The organism is Enterobacter ludwigii, from assembly GCA_023023105.1.
GTDB classification, from domain to species: Bacteria; Pseudomonadota; Gammaproteobacteria; order Enterobacterales; family Enterobacteriaceae; genus Enterobacter; species Enterobacter adelaidei.
Genome location: CP083824.1, coordinates 19,446 through 36,562, shown reverse-complemented (window position 1 = coordinate 36,562; position 17,117 = coordinate 19,446). Strand labels below are relative to the sequence as shown.

The following is a 17,117-nucleotide window of genomic DNA, read 5'->3' as shown; positions in this document are numbered from 1 at the left end:
TTACCTTAACGATAAGCGCGTGGGTGTTCAAGCAATGAGCGATTTATTCGAAGAACACCGCAATTTTATTAAACATGGTGGGATCGGACTGGTTGCGCGCCACTTTGGTGACATCTTCCAGCTTATCGATCTGCGCCATCATCTGTTCCAGGCGCTGATCGTCGTTGACCAGCAGCCAGATGCGGCTGTGCTCGCTGCCCTGAATCGGCAGACAGAGAATGCCTTCAACGTTAAACGCGCGACGGGCGAATAGCCCACAGACGTGCGTCATGACGCCAGGGTGGTTGCGGACGGTGAGTTCCAGAATGACGTTATCATGTTGTTTCTGCATGGCTTATTCCCCCACCATCTCAGTATTTGCCGCACCCGGCGGCACCATCGGATACACTTTTTGTTCAGGGTCAATACGCACGTGGATCAGCGCCGGGCCCGGGCGTGAAATCGCTTCCTGCAATGCCGCGTGGGCATCCTCTTCAGCGTTCAAATCGCAGGTATGCAGGCCAAAGCCGGCGGCAATCTGCATAAAGTTGATCATACCGGGATAGGTCGCGGCAAACACGCCCTGCTTATAGAACAGGCTCTGCTGCTGATGCACCAGCCCCAGCGCTTCGTTGTTCATCAGGATGATTTTGACGTCTAACTGGTTTTCGGCCGCGGTCGCCATTTCCTGAATGTTCATCATCAGGCTGCCGTCGCCGGAGAAACAGATAACCTTACGGTCCGGGTTAGCCAGCGCCGCGCCCACTGCCGCAGGCAGGCCAAAGCCCATGGTCCCGAGGCCGCCGGAGGTCAGCCACTGGCGCGGACGGTTCAGCGGGTAGGCCTGCGCGGTCCACATCTGATGCTGGCCTACGTCGGTGGTGATGATCGCGCTGTCGTCCACACAGGCAGCCACGGCGTTAATCAGCCCGTAGTGGCTGAGCGGGTCGCCTTCCGTTGGGATTGCACCAGGGAATTCCTGTTGCAGGTCGGCTACCAGCTGACGCCACTCTTCACGCCCGGTCGCCTCAGTTTGCGGGATCAGCTGTGCCAGTACCTCGGCAACGTCACCCTGAATCGCGACGTGCGGCTGTTTAATTTTACCCAGCTCGGCGCGATCGATATCCACGTGAATGATTTTGGCATTCGGACAGAACTGCTCGGTTTTGCCGATCGCCCGGTCATCAAAACGTGCGCCGAGAACAATCAGCAAATCAGCCTCTTGCAGAATGTAGTTGGTGCTGCGCGCACCGTGCATCCCCAGCATCCCCAGTGACAGCGGGTGCGCTTTCGGGAGCATACCAAGCGCCATCAGCGTCATAGTGGTGGGCAGGTTGGCTTTCTCTGCCAGCTCACGCACCGCGTCAGAGGCATTAATCGCCCCGCCGCCCAGATAGAGCACCGGGCGTTTGGCGGCGTTAATCATGGCTGCGGCGTCACGTACGCTTTCAGCGCTGAATTCCGGGGCAGGGGCACGGCCGCCCGGCTCAGGCAGTACGTCGATCTCGATCTCTGCGGTCTGGACATCCTTAGGAATGTCTATCCACACCGGGCCTGGACGGCCGGACTGCGCAATGCGGAACGCATCGCTGATAACCTGAGGAAGCTCGGCGATATCGCGAACTAAATAGTTATGTTTGGTGATGGGGATAGAGATGCCGTAGGTATCCACTTCCTGGAACGCATCAGTACCAATCATTGAGGATGGTACCTGACCGGTAATGCAGATCAGCGGGATGGAGTCGAGACGCGCATCGGCAATGGCGGTCACCAGGTTGGTCGCCCCGGGGCCGCTACAGGCCATACAGACCGCCGGTTTGCCCTGCGTACGCGCCATGCCCTGGGCGATAAATCCCGCCCCCTGCTCGTGACGCGCCAGTACGTGGCGGATCTGCGTGTTTTGGCTTAACGCATCATACAACGGCAGTACCGTCCCGCCAGGGATACCCGCAACCGTGGTGATGCCCTGTCGTTCCAGTAAATGAACGATTAACTGCGCGCCAGTAAAACGCTTCTTGGTGGATGTTGTGCCCGAACTTGCCATGCTCCAGTCCTTTTCTTCTGGGCCGACTTTCCGGGGAGGCTCTTAAACGAAAAACCCCGCCCGGTTTGCGCCGGCGGGGTTTTGGATTCGTGTGTTGATCCAGTCCCTACGGCGCATTGCCGACGACCACCACCACACGCACGACGACCACTGCGGCTGGTTGCGCAGTTTTTAGTAGGGTCGAAGTGAAGATGGATGAAGTCATTGGGGACCTGTGTTTGGAATCATTGATGGAATTTATACAAACACAGGTTTTCTGGCGTGACAATGGAAATATTTTCATCTGCGCAAAAATGCGTCATGGATCACGTTTCAGTACGTTGCTCGCTCATTCCAGGAGTCACTATAGATGACATTGCCGTCGCAATGCTTCCAGGTGATTTTCTCATAACGCATGAGAACCGTTTCAAGGTGTGTCCCGGTGTTTGCACCCGGATACAGGTCTGGTGTGATTGAGGTTATTTTCACACTCTCCAGGATGATAGGCTTTGTTGAATAAATCGAACTTTTGCTGAGTTGAAGGATCAGATCACGCATCCTCCCGACAACACAGACCATTCCGTGGCAAAGCAAAAGTTCAGAATCACCAACTGGTCCACCTACAACAAAGCTCTCATCAACCGTGGCTCCCTCACTTTCTGGCTGGATGATGAGGCGATTCAGGCCTGGTATGAGTCGGCAACGCCTTCATCACGAGGAAGGCCCCAGCGCTATTCTGATCTCGCCATCACCACCGTTCTGGTGATTAAACGCGTATTCCGGCTGACCCTGCGGGCTGCGCAGGGTTTTATTGATTCCATTTTTGCCCTGATGAACGTTCCGTTGCGCTGCCCGGATTACACCAGTGTCAGTAAGCGGGCAAAGTCGGTTAATGTCAGTTTCAAAACGTCCACCCGGGGTGAAATCGCACACCTGGTGATTGATTCCACCGGGCTGAAGGTCTTTGGTGAAGGCGAATGGAAAGTCAGAAAGCACGGCAAAGAGCGCCGTCGTATCTGGCGAAAGTTGCATCTTGCTGTTGACAGCAACACACATGAAGTTGTCTGTGCAGACCTGTCGCTGAATAACGTCACGGACTCAGAAGCCTTCCCGGGCCTTATCCGGCAGACTCACAGAAAAATCAGGGCAGCCGCGGCAGACGGGGCTTACGATACCCGGCTCTGTCACGATGAACTGCGCCGCAAAAAAATCAGCGCGCTTATTCCTCCCCGAAAAGGAGCAGGTTACTGGCCCGGTGAGTACGCAGACCGCAACCGTGCCGTTGCTAATCAGCGGCTGAGCGGAAGCAATGCACGGTGGAAATGGACAACGGAATATAACCGTCGCTCGATAGCGGAAACGGCAATGTACAGAATGAAGCAGTTGTTGGGAGATTCACTGACGCTGCGTGACTACGATGGTCAGGTAGCGGAAGCTATGGCCATGGTGCGTGCGTTGAACAGGATGACAAAGGCTGGGATGCCAGAAAGCGTGCGTATTGCCTGAAAATCCAGCCAGCTACAGGGTCGTTCGCACGAAATCTTATTTATTCAACAAAGCCGGATGATATTAAAATACTCCTGTTCTACACCAGCCTCATTAATTAGATACATCTTAATGATCGCTGACTGGAGCGTTCTCCCCGTACTCAGAGCCCGAAATAAAAACGGGGTTATACGATCAAATTCCTTCTGAAACATGACGGGCATGTGTATGCGCGTGCCCGTCAATTTCCCGGTATTCCCGTCGACTGGAATGTTGACATTATGAGTGAACGATTTGAGTTCAATTGCGCCTTCTCGCCCTGACACAAGGCAAGAACCAACCATCGGAGAACCATTTTCATCTGTTAGAAATAAATAAGCTGGATTTGACATAAAAACTCCTTTTTATAAAACTCAATCGTACTTATCAAAGCGGCCGAAGATTATCGGATGAACAATAATAAATGCAACGATAGAAATGAATGTTAGTAATACCCAGTGGTCAGGCACCAGCCACAGGAACAAAGAGGCGCACGCAAAAATATAAACGGGGAATAAAATATCTGAAAATAGAATTGATAGCAGACTCTTAAACATGCGCCTTGTCCTTTAGGTCGTTATAAATTGCATCGAAATCCTTATAGAATCCCATTTGCATCTTCTTAATGAGTTCCGACAGGAAAGGCTCAAAAAAGTAGTAAAGCATCTCCAGCTGTGCGGTATACAGGGTCGCATAATACTTAGGATCCAACGTTTTCAGGCGACGGGCAGCAAGAGCGCACTTCTGTTCTGTTCCAATTAGCTGAAGCGCCATGACAACGTTTGGTACACGGCGTGCAAGCCGTTCGACGACGATTTCAGAGAGCAGGCCAGATTCAGAAAGGGATTTGGCCAGCCCCCATGCTATCGCTAAACGCGTGGTCTTGCTTATCGGTATGTTGTTAACAAGCCCGGTTACTTTTGAATCCATCTTACGAACGCGATTTTGTTCATTTCCATTTTCAGAATCGGTAATAACACTTTCAAAATAAAGATAGAGCATGTGTGCTATTACATCGCGGTAACGATAAAGAGACACAATTGAGAGGTACATCCTCTTTTCTTCTGAGAGAAGTTCATCGCATACATCATGATAGCTGGGGATTAAGCATGATGAATACCAACTTACACGCTCCATTCCTGAATAAATATCAGAACCGATCCCCTTTAACGCCCTCCATGTCCCTGCTACGCCTTGTTGTCCATAAATAGCCAACTGCCTGTCACTCTGGAACTTCATCTTCAAGTAATCAGATGCCTGCATAATGTATCCATACAATTTACATGGTTGTTGGAATATACGTTGGAAAAGCGTGCAATTCAAATAAATTGGATTAATTTAAATACACATTCACGTTAAAAATAAAAAATCCACAGTTATTAATTGCGGCTATGAGTGACAAAAGTTGAATAGCCTAATGGGGAGAGGTTTTTTGTATCTTATAATTATATTAAATACATAGATGATATATATTTAAGACTTATTAGATGAAACATTAATGTATAACGTGTTCCTGCCACGTACGTCATCATTCATTGCCAATAAGTTAACAGACATCCAATCTTGCGGGCAGCCCAAAAAACAAAAAACCCCGCCTAAGCGAGGTTTTTATCAGGGTTTGCGGTTGGTCGCCGCAGAACACACTGTGTTACGTCAACGCAAAAAGTATACGCGATCGCAGGAGAACGCGCAATTCCGGCACGGATTTTGACGTTTTTGAGTATGGATCGTCTTCCTAATTTTGTCCATAAAATACTGTTCATACATACAGTATTTATCTATACTGAGGGTGTTCGCAGTGAGCGAGGGGGCCGCTGTTCTACCGGCGCAACAAAGTCCTGGCTGAAACGGGTGGTGCCGTCAGTGCCTTAACCCCTGAAGTGAGCACACTGTGTTACGTCAATCCAGGTGCTGGCAACAGGCGGCGGAAAGGTACGCCAGCATCGTGCTCCTTTTTACCAAAAGGAGACGCGTATGAGCGTAGTGGATATGGTGATACTTATCCTCAAACTCATTGTTGCTGTACTGCAACTGCTTGATGCTGTCCTGAAATACCTTCGGTGATTCAGGTTCAAGTCGCACCTGAGAGGGGCGGGCAACCGCCCCTCTTTAATAACGAGGGAATGCTATGTCGCGTCTGTTAATTGAGCCCGTCACCCCGGATGAGCCGGGCTACATCGCCCTGAAGGCGGAAAGTATCGCACTGAATTTCAACATGCTGCGCAGGCTGGAAGAGAACTGGCAGCGGGGTGAAAACCGCTTTAACGCGCCGGGTGAAAAGCTACTGGGGGCGTTTCTCAACGGCAAACTGGTAGGCGTGTGCGGCCTCAACCGCGATCCCTTCAGCCAGCAGCCGCGTGCCGGGCGCATTCGCCACCTCTATGTCAGCGAGAAATGCCGTGGGCTGGGCATTGGCAAACAGCTTTTGACCGTGGTGATGGCCGATGCCAGCATCTGGTTTGATTTTCTCAATACCCACGCGCCTGACACCGCTTACGGGTTCTATCGCCGGGCGGGTTTTACGCTGGTCTCGGACGAACCACGGGTGACGCACCGCCTTTTTTGTGCGGTGTAACCGGCTGGCAGCATCAGGGTGTGAATGTTACAGTTGAGTGACAATTCATCAGCCGATACCCCATGACCATCACCGTTTTCTGCATTTTGCTCTTCGCCGCACTGCTGCATGCCAGCTGGAACGCCATCGTCAAAGCCGGAACGGACAAGCTCTATTCCGCGATTAGCGTCAGCGGCTCCGCCACGGTTATCGCTCTGGTCTTACTGCCGTTTTCCCCACAGCCTTCTGCAGAAAGCTGGCCGTTTTTGATTGTCTCCTGTGCCTTACAGGTGGTGTATACCGTACTGGTGGCGAAGACGTATCAGGTCTCAGACATGAGCCAGACCTATCCATTGATGCGCGGGACAGCCCCGTTGCTGGTGGCGCTGATCAGCGTGCTGGTGCTCGGGGATAGCCTCTCATGGCTCGCATGGTCCGGTATCGGCGTGATCTGCCTGTCAATTCTGGCCATGGCGATGAATGGCCGTATGCGGTCGCGCAAAGGGATATGGCTGGCGCTACTCAACGCATGTTTTATCGCCGGGTATACGCTGGTGGACGGCACGGGCGTACGTTTATCCGACTCTGCACTGGGTTATACGCTCTGGACCTTCTTTATGAATGGCTTCTGTCTGCTGTGCTGGGCGATGGTCGCGAGACGACGCGAAGCCTCTCGTTACCTGGGTCTGCACTGGAAAAAAGGGCTGCTCGGCGGTGTCGGGACGATGGGATCGTATGGCCTGGCATTATGGGCGATGACTCAGGCTCCGCTTGCGGTTGTCGCCGCGCTACGTGAAACCTCAATTCTCTTCGGTGCGTTAATTGCTTTTGTGCTTTTGAAAGAGAAGGTTGCCGGCCTGCGCATCGCTGCTGCGCTGGGTATTGCCGGCGGGGCTATCTTGCTACGCCTGGCGTAATCCACTGGCAACATTAGTTGCCGATCTTGTTTACAAATCCTGCCTTTACCGGTTTTTTCATTCACCACGACAATGCTTAAATTGTCATCTCACTGTGGTAGATTCCTCGCGCATTTATGGGAATGCGCAGTCACTTATTCTTCATTTCTCTCTTTTGGCAAAAGTATTCAGCGACATGAAAAAACAAAGGAACGTTAACTTATTGTTGATGCTGGTGTTACTGGTGGCCGTCGGTCAGATGGCACAAACCATCTACATTCCGGCGATTGCCGACATGGCAAAGGAACTTAACGTCCGTGAGGGTGCAGTACAAAGCGTGATGGCAGCCTACCTGCTGACCTATGGCGTTTCGCAGTTGTTCTATGGGCCGCTCTCTGACCGTATCGGCCGCCGCCCGGTGATTTTAGTCGGTATGTCTATTTTCATGGTCGCCACGACGATCGCGATGACCACCCACAACCTGACCGTGTTGATTGCCGCCAGCGCCCTGCAGGGTGTCGGCACCGGCGTCGGCGGGGTGATGGCGCGTACCTTACCGAGGGATATGTATCAGGGCACTCAGCTTCGCCATGCTAACAGTTTGTTGAACATGGGAATTCTGGTCAGCCCGCTGCTGGCCCCGCTGATTGGCGGCCTGCTGGACACGATGTGGTCCTGGCGGGCCTGTTACGCTTTCCTGCTGGTGCTGTGCATGATCGTCACTTTTAGCATGGCGCGCTGGATGCCGGAAACGCGCCCGCAAGACGCACCGCGTACGAAGCTTATCGCCAGCTATAAAACGCTATTCGGTAACGGAGCGTTTACCTGTTACCTGCTGATGCTGATCGGTGGCCTCGCGGGTATTGCGGTGTTCGAAGCCTGCTCAGGTGTACTCCTGGGCGCAGGGCTTGGCCTGAGCAGCATGGTGGTCAGTATTCTGTTTATTCTGCCTATTCCTGCGGCGTTCTTCGGTGCCTGGTTTGCCGGACGTCCCAACAAACGTTTCTCGACGTTGATGTGGCAATCGGTCATTAGCTGCCTGCTGGCAGGCGTAATGATGTGGGTTCCGGGGCTGTTCGGCGTGATGACCGTCTGGACGTTGCTGATCCCGGCGGCACTGTTCTTCTTCGGTGCGGGGATGCTGTTCCCGCTCGCCACCAGCGGCGCGATGGAGCCGTTCCCGTTCCTTGCAGGCACTGCGGGGGCGCTGGTGGGCGGTTTGCAGAATATCGGTTCCGGCGCGCTGGCCTGGCTCTCCGCTATGATGCCGCAGACCGGTCAGGCTAGTTTGGGTTTGCTGATGACGCTGATGGGACTGCTGATTTTACTGTGCTGGCTGCCGCTGGCGTCGCGTGTCCCGCATCACGAGCAACCGGTTTAACCGCATGATGGCCCGGCTTTTCACAGACAGGGGCGATCATCGCCTGCAGCAACGGTTCTGGTGCGGGTCGCCAGGCCCCCTCCTCCCCGTCGTAAAACTGGAAATCCGCGTTAAGCGCATACGGGATTTTCGCCTTTTGCAGCTCGCAGGCCATAAAGGTGGCAAAGGCCATTTGCGAAGCGGTTGGGGTGAAACGGCTTGATTCCCCAACGCCCCAACCCCCGACCCAGCTAACGTGCCCGGTTTTTTGCTGCCAGTGCTGCGCGGTAGTGATGCGGTTATGGATTGCCGCTTTCTCTGCCGCCGTCCCGGAAGTCCATGGATATTTACCGCTATTTTTCAGCGGCCCCCACGGGAAAATGTGCCACTCCGCCAGCAGGTAGTTTTGGCTGTGCGCGGGCAGCTTCAGGCTGGATAAATCCTCCGGCGCGGCACGCAGACGCGGCGCAATGAAGATCATTCGCTGCGGGTCAATGTCGTGGATCGCTTTAATGGTCTTTTCATAGACGCGGTTTAACGATGCAAGGTTGTGGTTGAGCTTGTCGGCCGGCTCATAGATGAGGTCAAAACCCAGCAGAGGGTAGCTCTGACCGAAATAGTGCGCCACGGCAATCCACCAGTTGACCGTCTCTTTCTCGTTATCGGCTTTCGGGTCGTTTTTATATTCATCCGCCTGATACGCGACTATCGGGATCACGCCATACTGCTCGCAGGCTTCCACCAGCTTGCGCAGGTGGATCAGCCGCGCTTCCGTAGGCTCATCGGCGACGCGGATGCGCACGTGGGTAATGCCTTTTGCTCGAAAATCGCGTACCACCAGCGGGTCGAATTCACGTATGCCGCGCTCGGTGCGCGCCCAGTCCACATCCATCCCGACGCCCAGCTGCTGCGCATAAAGGGCGGCCGTCAGCGGCGGCTCAGCGGCAATCGCCCAGCCGGAAGAGATCAGTAATGCAGAGGCAATAAAAGGCTTTAACACGGTTTACCCTGGATAAATCGAAAGCATTACCTGTATTTAGCACGCTTTTTCACATTTGGTGTAGAGCGAAAGCGTAATAATTCTTCAACCTGCCAGCTCTCTCAGCCAGCCGATAAAGGCGTCAATTTTCGGCCACTGACGGCCAGAAAGCGTCGAAATATAGTAGTGCTGATGACATTTCAGGGTCTTGTCACCAAACGGGGCAATCAGCTCGCCTCGTTCCAGCCGTTTCTGCACCAGCCGCTTTCTGCCCATCGCGACGCCGACGTGGTTGATGGCCGCGATAATCGCTAAATCGGAACGATCGAAACCAATGCCCTAGGATGGCGGCATATTCATCGCAAAGTGCTGCGCCCAGCTAAGCCACTCATCCGTACCGGAATCATTGCTCCAGGCCTGACGGTCGTGCAGCAGCGTGCAGTGGCTGAGGTTATCGGGGTTTTTCAGCAGTTCATGCTCGCGGGCATACTGCGGTGAGCAGACGGGCAAGATCTCTTCATCCATCAGGAAGTGATGAGAAAGGTGGTTTGGCGGCGTATCGTCAAAATACAGCGCCAGATCGACGCCCGTTCGCTGCATATTGACGTAATCGTTGCCGGTCAGGATGGTGAGAGAAATAGACGGGTAGCGACGGGTAAAATCCCCCAGCATGGGGACCAGCCAGCACTGGGCAATCGACGGTCGGGAGTAGACCGTCAGCGTACCGGACAGCGCCTGGTTTTTGATGTCCAGGATCTCCTGGTTCAGGGTGTCGAGTGAAGATTTTAGCGTCCAGTAAACGCGTTTTCCCTCCTGCGTCAGCTCGACTTTACGGTGCGAGCGGACAAACAGCTGAATGCCCAACTCCTCTTCCAGCAGGTTGATGCGGTGACTCACCGCGCTGGGGCTGAGCGACAACTCTTCCGCAGCCAGCGCGAAGGACTCGTGCCGGGCAGCCACCTCAAAGGTGTACATTTTCGACAGCTGCCAGCCGTTTAACAGCCGGTTTCGGGCTTCATTCACATCGTTCATCACAATTCTCACGCCTTATTTTCATGTTCAGCATACCGTTCAAAGATGAATTTATGTGAACCTAATACGAATTTAGTGCGCTTTTTAGAGTTTAGTCACTCAGTTGATCCAATCTGGCTCATCTGAAAGCCAATTTATATCGTTTGTCAGCCCAAGCCGTTTTTTCGTCCAATACCCGTAGATGACATAAGGGTGAGGTGAGATATGGGATCTCAGGTCTGGGTTGTGGCAACGCTGCTTGTCAGCATCGTGTTGATTGTTTTAACCATCGTAAAACTGAAGTTTCACCCGTTCCTCGCGCTGCTGCTGGCGAGCTTTTTCGTCGGCGCGATGATGGGGATGAGCCCGCTGGATATGGTGAACGCCATTGAGAGCGGGATTGGCGGTACGCTGGGCTTCCTGGCGGCAGTAATCGGCCTTGGCACTATTCTTGGCAAGATGATGGAAGTCTCCGGGGCGGCAGAGCGCATCGGGATCGCGTTGCAGCGCTGCCGCTGGCTGTCAGCAGACGTGATTATGGTGCTCGTGGGGATGATTTGCGGGATCACGCTGTTTGTGGAAGTGGGCGTGGTGCTGCTGATACCGCTGGCATTTTCCATTGCCAAAAAGACCCACACCTCACTGCTCAAACTTGCCATTCCGCTCTGTACCGCATTGATGGCGGTGCACTGCGTGGTGCCTCCCCATCCTGCGGCGCTGTTTGTCACCAATAAATTAGGTGCGGACGTCGGAACGGTTATCGTCTACGGTCTGCTGGTGGGCCTGATGGCCTCGCTGATCGGCGGCCCGCTGTTCCTGAAACTGCTTGGCAACCGTCTGCCGTTTAAACCGGTTCCGGCGGAATTTTCAGACCTGAAAGTGCGGGAAGAGCATACGCTGCCATCGCTGGGTGCGACGCTGTTCACGGTGCTGCTGCCGATTGCCCTGATGCTGGTGAAAACCATCGCTGAGTTAAATATGGCGAAAGACGGCACGCTGTATACGCTGCTGGAGTTTATCGGCAACCCGATCACCGCGATGTTTATCGCCGTGTTTGTCGCCTACTACCTGCTGGGGATCCGCCAGCATATGAGCATGGGCGCAATGCTGACCCATACCGAGCACGGTTTTGGCTCTATCGCCAACATTTTGCTGATTATCGGCGCAGGCGGGGCGTTTAACGCCATCCTGAAAACCAGCGGGCTGGCGGATACGCTGGCGCATATTCTCTCGAACCTGCACATGCACCCTATCCTGCTCGCCTGGCTGGTGGCGCTGGTTCTGCATGCCGCCGTGGGTTCGGCTACGGTGGCGATGATGGGCGCCACCGCGATTGTTGCACCGATGCTGCCACTCTATCCGAACGTCAGCCCGGAGATCATTACTATTGCCATCGGTTCCGGCGCCATTGGCTGCACGATCGTCACGGATTCTCTCTTCTGGCTGGTGAAGCAGTACTGCGGCGCGACCCTGAATGAGACCTTCAAATACTATACGACGGCGACGTTTATCGCCTCGGTGCTTGCACTTGGCGGCACATTCCTGCTTTCTTTCATTATCTGAGCGCGAAGAGACGTATTATGGAAAACGCAACTATCACTACTTTAACCGCACAGTTTCCTCTGGTTGAGGATCTGATTGCCCTGAAAGAAACCACCTGGCTTAACCCGCGCACTACCACGCTGGCAGAAGGATTGCCTTACGTCGGGCTGACCAAAGCCGACGTGGACGACGCGCATGCTCGTCTCAACCGCTTCGCGCCGTATCTGGCGAAAGCATTCCCGGAAACGGCGGCGACCAATGGCATCATCGAATCTGAACTGGTTGCCATTCCGGCAATGCAAAAACGGCTGGAGAAGGAATTTGCTACAAACATTCCTGGCACCCTGCTGCTGAAAAAAGACAGCCATCTGCCGATCTCTGGCTCCATCAAAGCGCGCGGCGGCATCTATGAAGTACTGACCCACGCCGAAAAACTGGCGCTGGAAGCCGGATTGCTGAGCATTGAAGACGACTACAGCATCCTGCTGGAGCCGCGCTTTAAGGACTTCTTCAGCCAGTACAGCATTGCGGTAGGCTCAACCGGCAACCTGGGGATGTCTATCGGCATTATGAGCGCACGCATCGGCTTTAAGGTGACGGTGCATATGTCCGCCGACGCCCGCGAGTGGAAGAAAGCCAAACTGCGCAGCCACGGCGTGATCGTCGTGGAGTATGAGCAGGATTACGGCGTGGCGGTGGAACAGGGGCGCAAAGCGGCAGAAAGCGATCCGAACTGCTTCTTCATTGACGATGAAAACTCCCGCACCCTGTTCCTGGGCTATGCGGTGGCAGGCGAGCGCCTTAAGGCACAGTTTGCTGCCCAGGGACGCGTAGTGGATGCAGAACATCCGCTGTATGTATACCTGCCATGCGGCGTCGGCGGCGGTCCTGGCGGTGTGGCGTTTGGCCTGAAGCTGGCTTTTGGCGATAACGTTCATTGCTTCTTCGCGGAGCCAACGCATTCGCCGTGCATGCTGCTGGGCGTCTACACCGGCCTGCACGATGAAATCGCGGTGCAGGATCTGGGCATTGATAACGTGACGGCGGCGGACGGTCTGGCCGTAGGACGGGCGTCCGGCTTCGTGGGCCGCGCGATGGAACGCCTGCTTGACGGGTTCTATACGCTTTCCGATCAGAGCATGTACGACATGCTCGGCTGGCTGGCGCAGGAGGAAGGGATCCGCCTGGAACCGTCGGCGCTGGCAGGCATGGCCGGGCCGGTGCGCGTGGATGCCGGTGCGAACGTCACCCACCTGGTCTGGGCGACCGGCGGCGGAATGGTACCGGAAGACGAGATGGCGAAATATCTGGCTAAAGGGAAAAAATAGCCTGTAGGTGGGTTACCGCAAACAGCAGTGACAGGGACAGTACAGCCAGGGCGATCAGGAATTTATCCCGCACCGCCTTCGGCTGTACAAAATCGTCCTGCGACACATCCATCAGGTTACGGCTGCGGGTATAGCGCCATAAAATGAGTGCCACCAACGCCAGCACAACCAGTGAGATCCAAAATGGCACCCCTGTACGGTGCCAGTTGTGCTTAATCGCCAGGGCAATCAGCGCGCCATACCCCAGCAGCGTGCGCAGCCAGGCGAGTGACGTCCGCTCCGGCTGCAGGCCGGGGTCCGCTTCGCGTCGCGCTTTGCGGCTATCCGCCATAGAACACCAGCACCATAATCACCCCCGCCACCGTCAGCAGGATCGTACTGATGATGAGTAACCCGCGCGTATAGGGCAGATCCTGCTTCAGACGCATCGCCTTCTCATTGCGCAGCCAGCGCAGGTAGCCGTAAATCGCCAGTACCCCCGCGAACAGGCACAGCAGCAACGCCAGCACCTCGCGAATCAACGGTGTGGCAAAATCAGGCGCGAGTTGATCGAGACCCACCCCTGCGGCAAGAAAGCCCAGCGCGGTGCGGATCCACGCCAGAAATGTGCGTTCATTAGCCAGAGAGAAGCGATAGTCCGGCGCTTCACCGAGGCGGGAAATTTTCATGAAGGTTCCTTGTCGTGCCAGAGACAGGCTTCAGCATAGCGTAAATCGACAAGGACAAGGAGACCGGCATCGGGCGATGCCGGTCGGAAAGGTTAATGCAGCTCTGGCCAGTAACCCTTATTGGCCTCGATCAGGTCATCCAGAATGGCTTTCGCAACGGAGGCGCTCGGCACGGTTTTCGACAGGGTAATCGCCTGCCAGAGTTTCTGGTATGAGCGTTGTTCCCAGGCATCCACCACCAGTTTTTCCACCGCCACCTGCTGGCTCATCAATCCTTTCTGGAAGTGCGGAATATCGCCCACGGTCAGTGGTTCCGGCCCGTTGTGGCCCACCAGGCACGGAATTTCCACCATCGCGTCGGCATCAAAGTTATGGATAGCCCCGTTGTTTGGCACAATCAGCAACATGCGCTCCTGGGTGTTGAAGGCAATTGCCGTCGCCAGATCGACGATGTACGACGCATGTTCGTCGATTTCCAGCTCACCGGCGGCGGAGTTACCGGCTTCGATAATCGCCCGGCAAGAGCTGAACACGTGCTTCTCGCGGTGATCCATCACCTCATTGGCGCGGGTGCGTTCCGGGTTGGAGTGCGCGACCACGTAGTCCGGGAACAGATAATATTTTAGGTAGGTGTTCGGCATGGTGTCCGGATCCAGCGCCTGCACGTCTTTTGCTTTGGCAAAGGTATCGTTCCAGCTCGCTTCGGTATGCGCATCTTCCGAAGGCGGGACATAGCCGTTTTTCGCAACGTATTCGCGCAGTTTCGGCATCAGATCGTTGCCGTTCAGATCTTCAATCGACGTCCACCAGCCGAAGTGGTTCAACCCGTAGTAGCGAACCCGCATCTCTTTGCGGTCCTTCAGGCCAACAATCTGCGCCATGCGCCCTTCAATGCCGATCGGCATATCGCAGATATTGAGGATTTTGGCATTCGGACGAAGACGGCGGGTAGCTTCCGCCACAATCGCCGCCGGGTTGGAGTAGTTCAGCATCCAGGCGTTCGGGGAGTACTGCTCCATATAATCCACCAGTTCCAGCACGCCGCCGATAGAGCGCATGCCGTAAGAGATCCCACCCGGGCCGCAGGTTTCCTGACCCAGCACGCCGTGACGCAATGGGATTTTCTCGTCTTTTTCACGCATCGGGTATTTGCCCACGCGGATATGCGCCATCACGAAATCGACATCGGTAAAGGCGGCTTTTGGATCGGTGGTGTAGCTAAATTCAATTTCCGGAGCCTGTTCTTTAAGGATGATTTTGCACGCTTCGGCGATAGTCTCCTGACGTGCGCCGTCGTTGTCATAGAACTTCAGCGCGCGCAGCGGGAAACGGTCGCGGTTGGCTAACAGCATCAGGACGATACCAGGCGTAAAGGTGCTGCCGCCGCCTGCAATGACAACTGAGAATTTTTTCATGATATAGCCTCTGTCAGGGTGGTTTGTTCATTCGTTAAAGGGGTTTTCATCAGCGATTCCAGCTGGTCGCGCACCTGAGGAACGTGCAGGCCGACAATCACCTGAATGCCGTTGCCGCGCCGGACGACACCGTGTGCGCCCAGGGCTTTGAAGACGTCATCACTTTGGGTTTTCGCCATATCCACCAGCGCGATACGTAAGCGGGTGGCGCAGTTGTTAATGCTTTCGATATTGGCCGCACCGCCGAGTGCCTGTAAGAATCCGGCAGCTTGTCCAACCTGCTGGCTGGCCGCCGCCGGGGCGGTGGTTTGCTCGCGCGCGGCCTTATAGTCAGCCTTGCTGTAGAGTTTGATTTCACTCTCTTCCCGGCCAGGTGTTTTGAGGTTCAGACGCTCAATCAGCGTTTTGAAGACCACGAAGTAGATCCCGGTAAAGCAGACGCCGATACCGATTTGGGTGAACATCATTGAGGCGTGGTTATGGAACATTGGGATCCAGTTTTGCGGCAGGAACTGGTCCAGCATGCCGCCGCCCATATTCCCTACCACGCCAAAGATGTACATCACCGTTGCCATCGTCGCGGCCAGTACGGCGTGGACGGCAAACAGCAGCGGCGAAATAAACAGGAAGGTGAATTCGAGTGGCTCGGTAATCCCCACCAGTACGGCGGTGAGCGTGGCCGGGATCAGCAACCCCGCTACCTTGACGCGGTTTTCCGGCGACGCGGTGTACCACAGCGCCAGCGCAATCCCGACAGAGCCAAACACTTTGGAGTTACCGTGCAGTGCGAAACCGCCTTCCGGGAACAGGGTTTTCAGCGGCAGCGTGCTCTGGCTGAACTCCTGCAGATGCTGCGCCCAGTAGACCTGAATCCCGCCTTCCACTGCCGCAGGGCCGAAAATAAACGGACCGTAGACAAAGTGATGCAATCCGGTTGGGATCAGAATGCGTTCCAGGAAGGTATAAACCCAGACACCCAATGCACCAGCAGAATGTAAGAAGGCCTGCAGAGACTCAATGCCCATTTGCACTTTCGGCCAACCCAGCAGCGTCAGCCAGGCGCAGGGGATCATAACGAAGAATGCGAGGATAACGACGAACGACGTACCCTGGAAAATCCCCAGAAAAACCGGCAGCGGCTTGTCGAAATAGCGGTTATGGATCGCGGTGACGATGCCCGAAATCACAATCGCCCCAATAATGCTGGTATCCAGCGTTTTGATACCCGCAATCATCGCCAGCCCGCTTCCCGCCATGGGCTCTGCGGAGAAATCGACGCCAAAGAAATGACCCCAGGTCATCCCCATCGCATTGATAAAGTAGTTCCAGGTCAGGAAGCTAATCAGCACCGCCAGACAGGCGCGGCCCTGCGCCTGCTTCGCCAGACCAATCGGCAGGCCGACGGCAAAAATCAGCGGCATATTACGAAACACCGCCCAGCCGCCCTCTTCAATGATGTGAACGATCTGCGCGAAAAGATTATCCGGAGCGGTTAAAGCCTCGCCCACAAACAGCGGGTTGCGAAGCATGATGGCAATTCCCACCACGATCCCGGCGAACGGAAACAGCAACACCGGGGTAAACATGGCACCGCCAAAACGTTGTATTTGACTGAGCATTTTTAAATCCTCACGTAACAACCTGTAGGGGGTAGAGGCCTTTATGGTTTTTTGCTGGCCTGAGGTGAGCATAAGAACTTACTGATGCGCGAACATGGCGTGCCGCTGCGATTCGTGATCGCATTCATGGTTTTATTTTGACCAGTCAGGTCTACTTTTCGTTATAAATATGGACATGTCAGGACGCAATCCACCGCCAGAAAAGGGCAGAGAGGTCTA

Annotated in this window: 16 protein-coding genes and 3 pseudogenes; 7 read left to right on the top strand and 12 right to left on the bottom strand. The window is 54.7% G+C overall.

Annotation, left to right across the window (positions count from 1 at the left end; all coding sequences use genetic code 11):
* Window positions 1-43: 43 nt before the first annotated feature.
* From ilvN to LCD46_00170, 4 genes and pseudogenes are all read right to left on the bottom strand, one after another.
* On the bottom strand, window positions 44-331 hold the full coding sequence (gene ilvN / locus LCD46_00185; protein ID UOY70807.1) for an acetolactate synthase small subunit: 288 nt from the start codon (window positions 329-331) through the stop codon (window positions 44-46).
* Window positions 332-334: 3 nt separating this feature from the next.
* Window positions 335-2,023 carry an acetolactate synthase large subunit gene (ilvB, locus tag LCD46_00180; protein ID UOY70806.1) on the bottom strand — a complete coding sequence of 563 codons (1,689 nt, stop codon included), beginning with the start codon at window positions 2,021-2,023 and terminating at the stop codon, window positions 335-337.
* Window positions 2,024-2,129: 106 nt separating this feature from the next.
* Window positions 2,130-2,228 carry an ilvB operon leader peptide IvbL gene (gene ivbL, locus LCD46_00175; protein ID UOY70805.1) on the bottom strand — a complete coding sequence of 33 codons (99 nt, stop codon included), beginning with the start codon at window positions 2,226-2,228 and terminating at the stop codon, window positions 2,130-2,132.
* 107 nt (window positions 2,229-2,335) lie between these two features.
* Window positions 2,336-2,506, bottom strand: a pseudogene (locus tag LCD46_00170) (type VI secretion system tube protein Hcp).
* Between the two features lie 33 nt (window positions 2,507-2,539).
* On the opposite strand from LCD46_00170, the gene LCD46_00165 reads away from it, so the two are divergent.
* Window positions 2,540-3,508, top strand: a complete 969-nt coding sequence (locus LCD46_00165; protein ID UOY70804.1) for an IS5 family transposase — start codon at window positions 2,540-2,542, stop codon at window positions 3,506-3,508.
* 59 nt (window positions 3,509-3,567) lie between these two features.
* Here the strand turns inward: LCD46_00165 and hcp are convergent.
* Together hcp and LCD46_00155 are read right to left on the bottom strand one after the other, a co-directional pair.
* Window positions 3,568-3,879: pseudogene (hcp, locus tag LCD46_00160) on the bottom strand (type VI secretion system tube protein Hcp).
* Between the two features lie 196 nt (window positions 3,880-4,075).
* The gene (locus tag LCD46_00155; protein ID UOY70803.1) at window positions 4,076-4,789 is read right to left on the bottom strand and encodes a hypothetical protein; all 714 of its coding nucleotides are present in this window, start codon (window positions 4,787-4,789) and stop codon (window positions 4,076-4,078) included.
* A gap of 711 nt (window positions 4,790-5,500) precedes the next feature.
* Between LCD46_00155 and tisB the strand changes: the two genes are divergently transcribed.
* From tisB to emrD, 4 genes are all read left to right on the top strand, one after another.
* A complete protein-coding gene (tisB, locus tag LCD46_00150) occupies window positions 5,501-5,590 on the top strand; it encodes a type I toxin-antitoxin system toxin TisB (protein ID UOY70802.1) in 90 nt (29 codons plus the stop codon).
* A gap of 64 nt (window positions 5,591-5,654) precedes the next feature.
* A complete protein-coding gene (locus LCD46_00145; protein ID UOY70801.1) occupies window positions 5,655-6,101 on the top strand; it encodes a GNAT family N-acetyltransferase in 447 nt (148 codons plus the stop codon).
* Between the two features lie 62 nt (window positions 6,102-6,163).
* On the top strand, window positions 6,164-6,997 hold the full coding sequence (locus tag LCD46_00140) for a DMT family transporter (GenBank protein UOY70800.1): 834 nt from the start codon (window positions 6,164-6,166) through the stop codon (window positions 6,995-6,997).
* A gap of 175 nt (window positions 6,998-7,172) precedes the next feature.
* Window positions 7,173-8,357, top strand: a complete 1,185-nt coding sequence (gene emrD, locus LCD46_00135; protein UOY70799.1) for a multidrug efflux MFS transporter EmrD — start codon at window positions 7,173-7,175, stop codon at window positions 8,355-8,357.
* Here emrD and LCD46_00130 read toward each other — a convergent pair.
* Together LCD46_00130 and dsdC are read right to left on the bottom strand one after the other, a co-directional pair.
* On the bottom strand, window positions 8,260-9,336 hold the full coding sequence (locus LCD46_00130; protein UOY70798.1) for a glycoside hydrolase family 5 protein: 1,077 nt from the start codon (window positions 9,334-9,336) through the stop codon (window positions 8,260-8,262). The genes emrD and LCD46_00130 overlap by 98 nt on opposite strands.
* An 84-nt stretch (window positions 9,337-9,420) precedes the next feature.
* Window positions 9,421-10,347, bottom strand: a pseudogene (gene dsdC, locus LCD46_00125) (DNA-binding transcriptional regulator DsdC).
* A gap of 204 nt (window positions 10,348-10,551) precedes the next feature.
* Here dsdC and dsdX point away from each other — a divergent pair.
* Both dsdX and dsdA read left to right on the top strand, forming a co-directional pair.
* The gene (dsdX, locus tag LCD46_00120) at window positions 10,552-11,889 is read left to right on the top strand and encodes a D-serine transporter DsdX (GenBank protein UOY70797.1); all 1,338 of its coding nucleotides are present in this window, start codon (window positions 10,552-10,554) and stop codon (window positions 11,887-11,889) included.
* Window positions 11,890-11,906: 17 nt separating this feature from the next.
* The gene (dsdA, locus tag LCD46_00115) at window positions 11,907-13,196 is read left to right on the top strand and encodes a D-serine ammonia-lyase (GenBank protein UOY70796.1); all 1,290 of its coding nucleotides are present in this window, start codon (window positions 11,907-11,909) and stop codon (window positions 13,194-13,196) included.
* Here dsdA and LCD46_00110 read toward each other — a convergent pair.
* From LCD46_00110 to LCD46_00095, 4 genes are all read right to left on the bottom strand, one after another.
* Window positions 13,180-13,527, bottom strand: a complete 348-nt coding sequence (locus LCD46_00110) for a DUF202 domain-containing protein (GenBank protein ID UOY70795.1) — start codon at window positions 13,525-13,527, stop codon at window positions 13,180-13,182. The genes dsdA and LCD46_00110 overlap by 17 nt on opposite strands.
* The gene (locus LCD46_00105; protein UOY70794.1) at window positions 13,517-13,864 is read right to left on the bottom strand and encodes a YidH family protein; all 348 of its coding nucleotides are present in this window, start codon (window positions 13,862-13,864) and stop codon (window positions 13,517-13,519) included. Before LCD46_00105 ends, LCD46_00110 begins: the two co-directional genes overlap by 11 nt.
* Before the next feature lie 92 nt (window positions 13,865-13,956).
* A complete protein-coding gene (locus LCD46_00100) occupies window positions 13,957-15,279 on the bottom strand; it encodes a 6-phospho-alpha-glucosidase (protein ID UOY70793.1) in 1,323 nt (440 codons plus the stop codon).
* Complete coding sequence (locus LCD46_00095; GenBank protein UOY70792.1) at window positions 15,276-16,898, bottom strand: alpha-glucoside-specific PTS transporter subunit IIBC; 1,623 nt, start codon at window positions 16,896-16,898, stop codon at window positions 15,276-15,278. Before LCD46_00095 ends, LCD46_00100 begins: the two co-directional genes overlap by 4 nt.
* Window positions 16,899-17,117 lie beyond the last annotated feature (219 nt).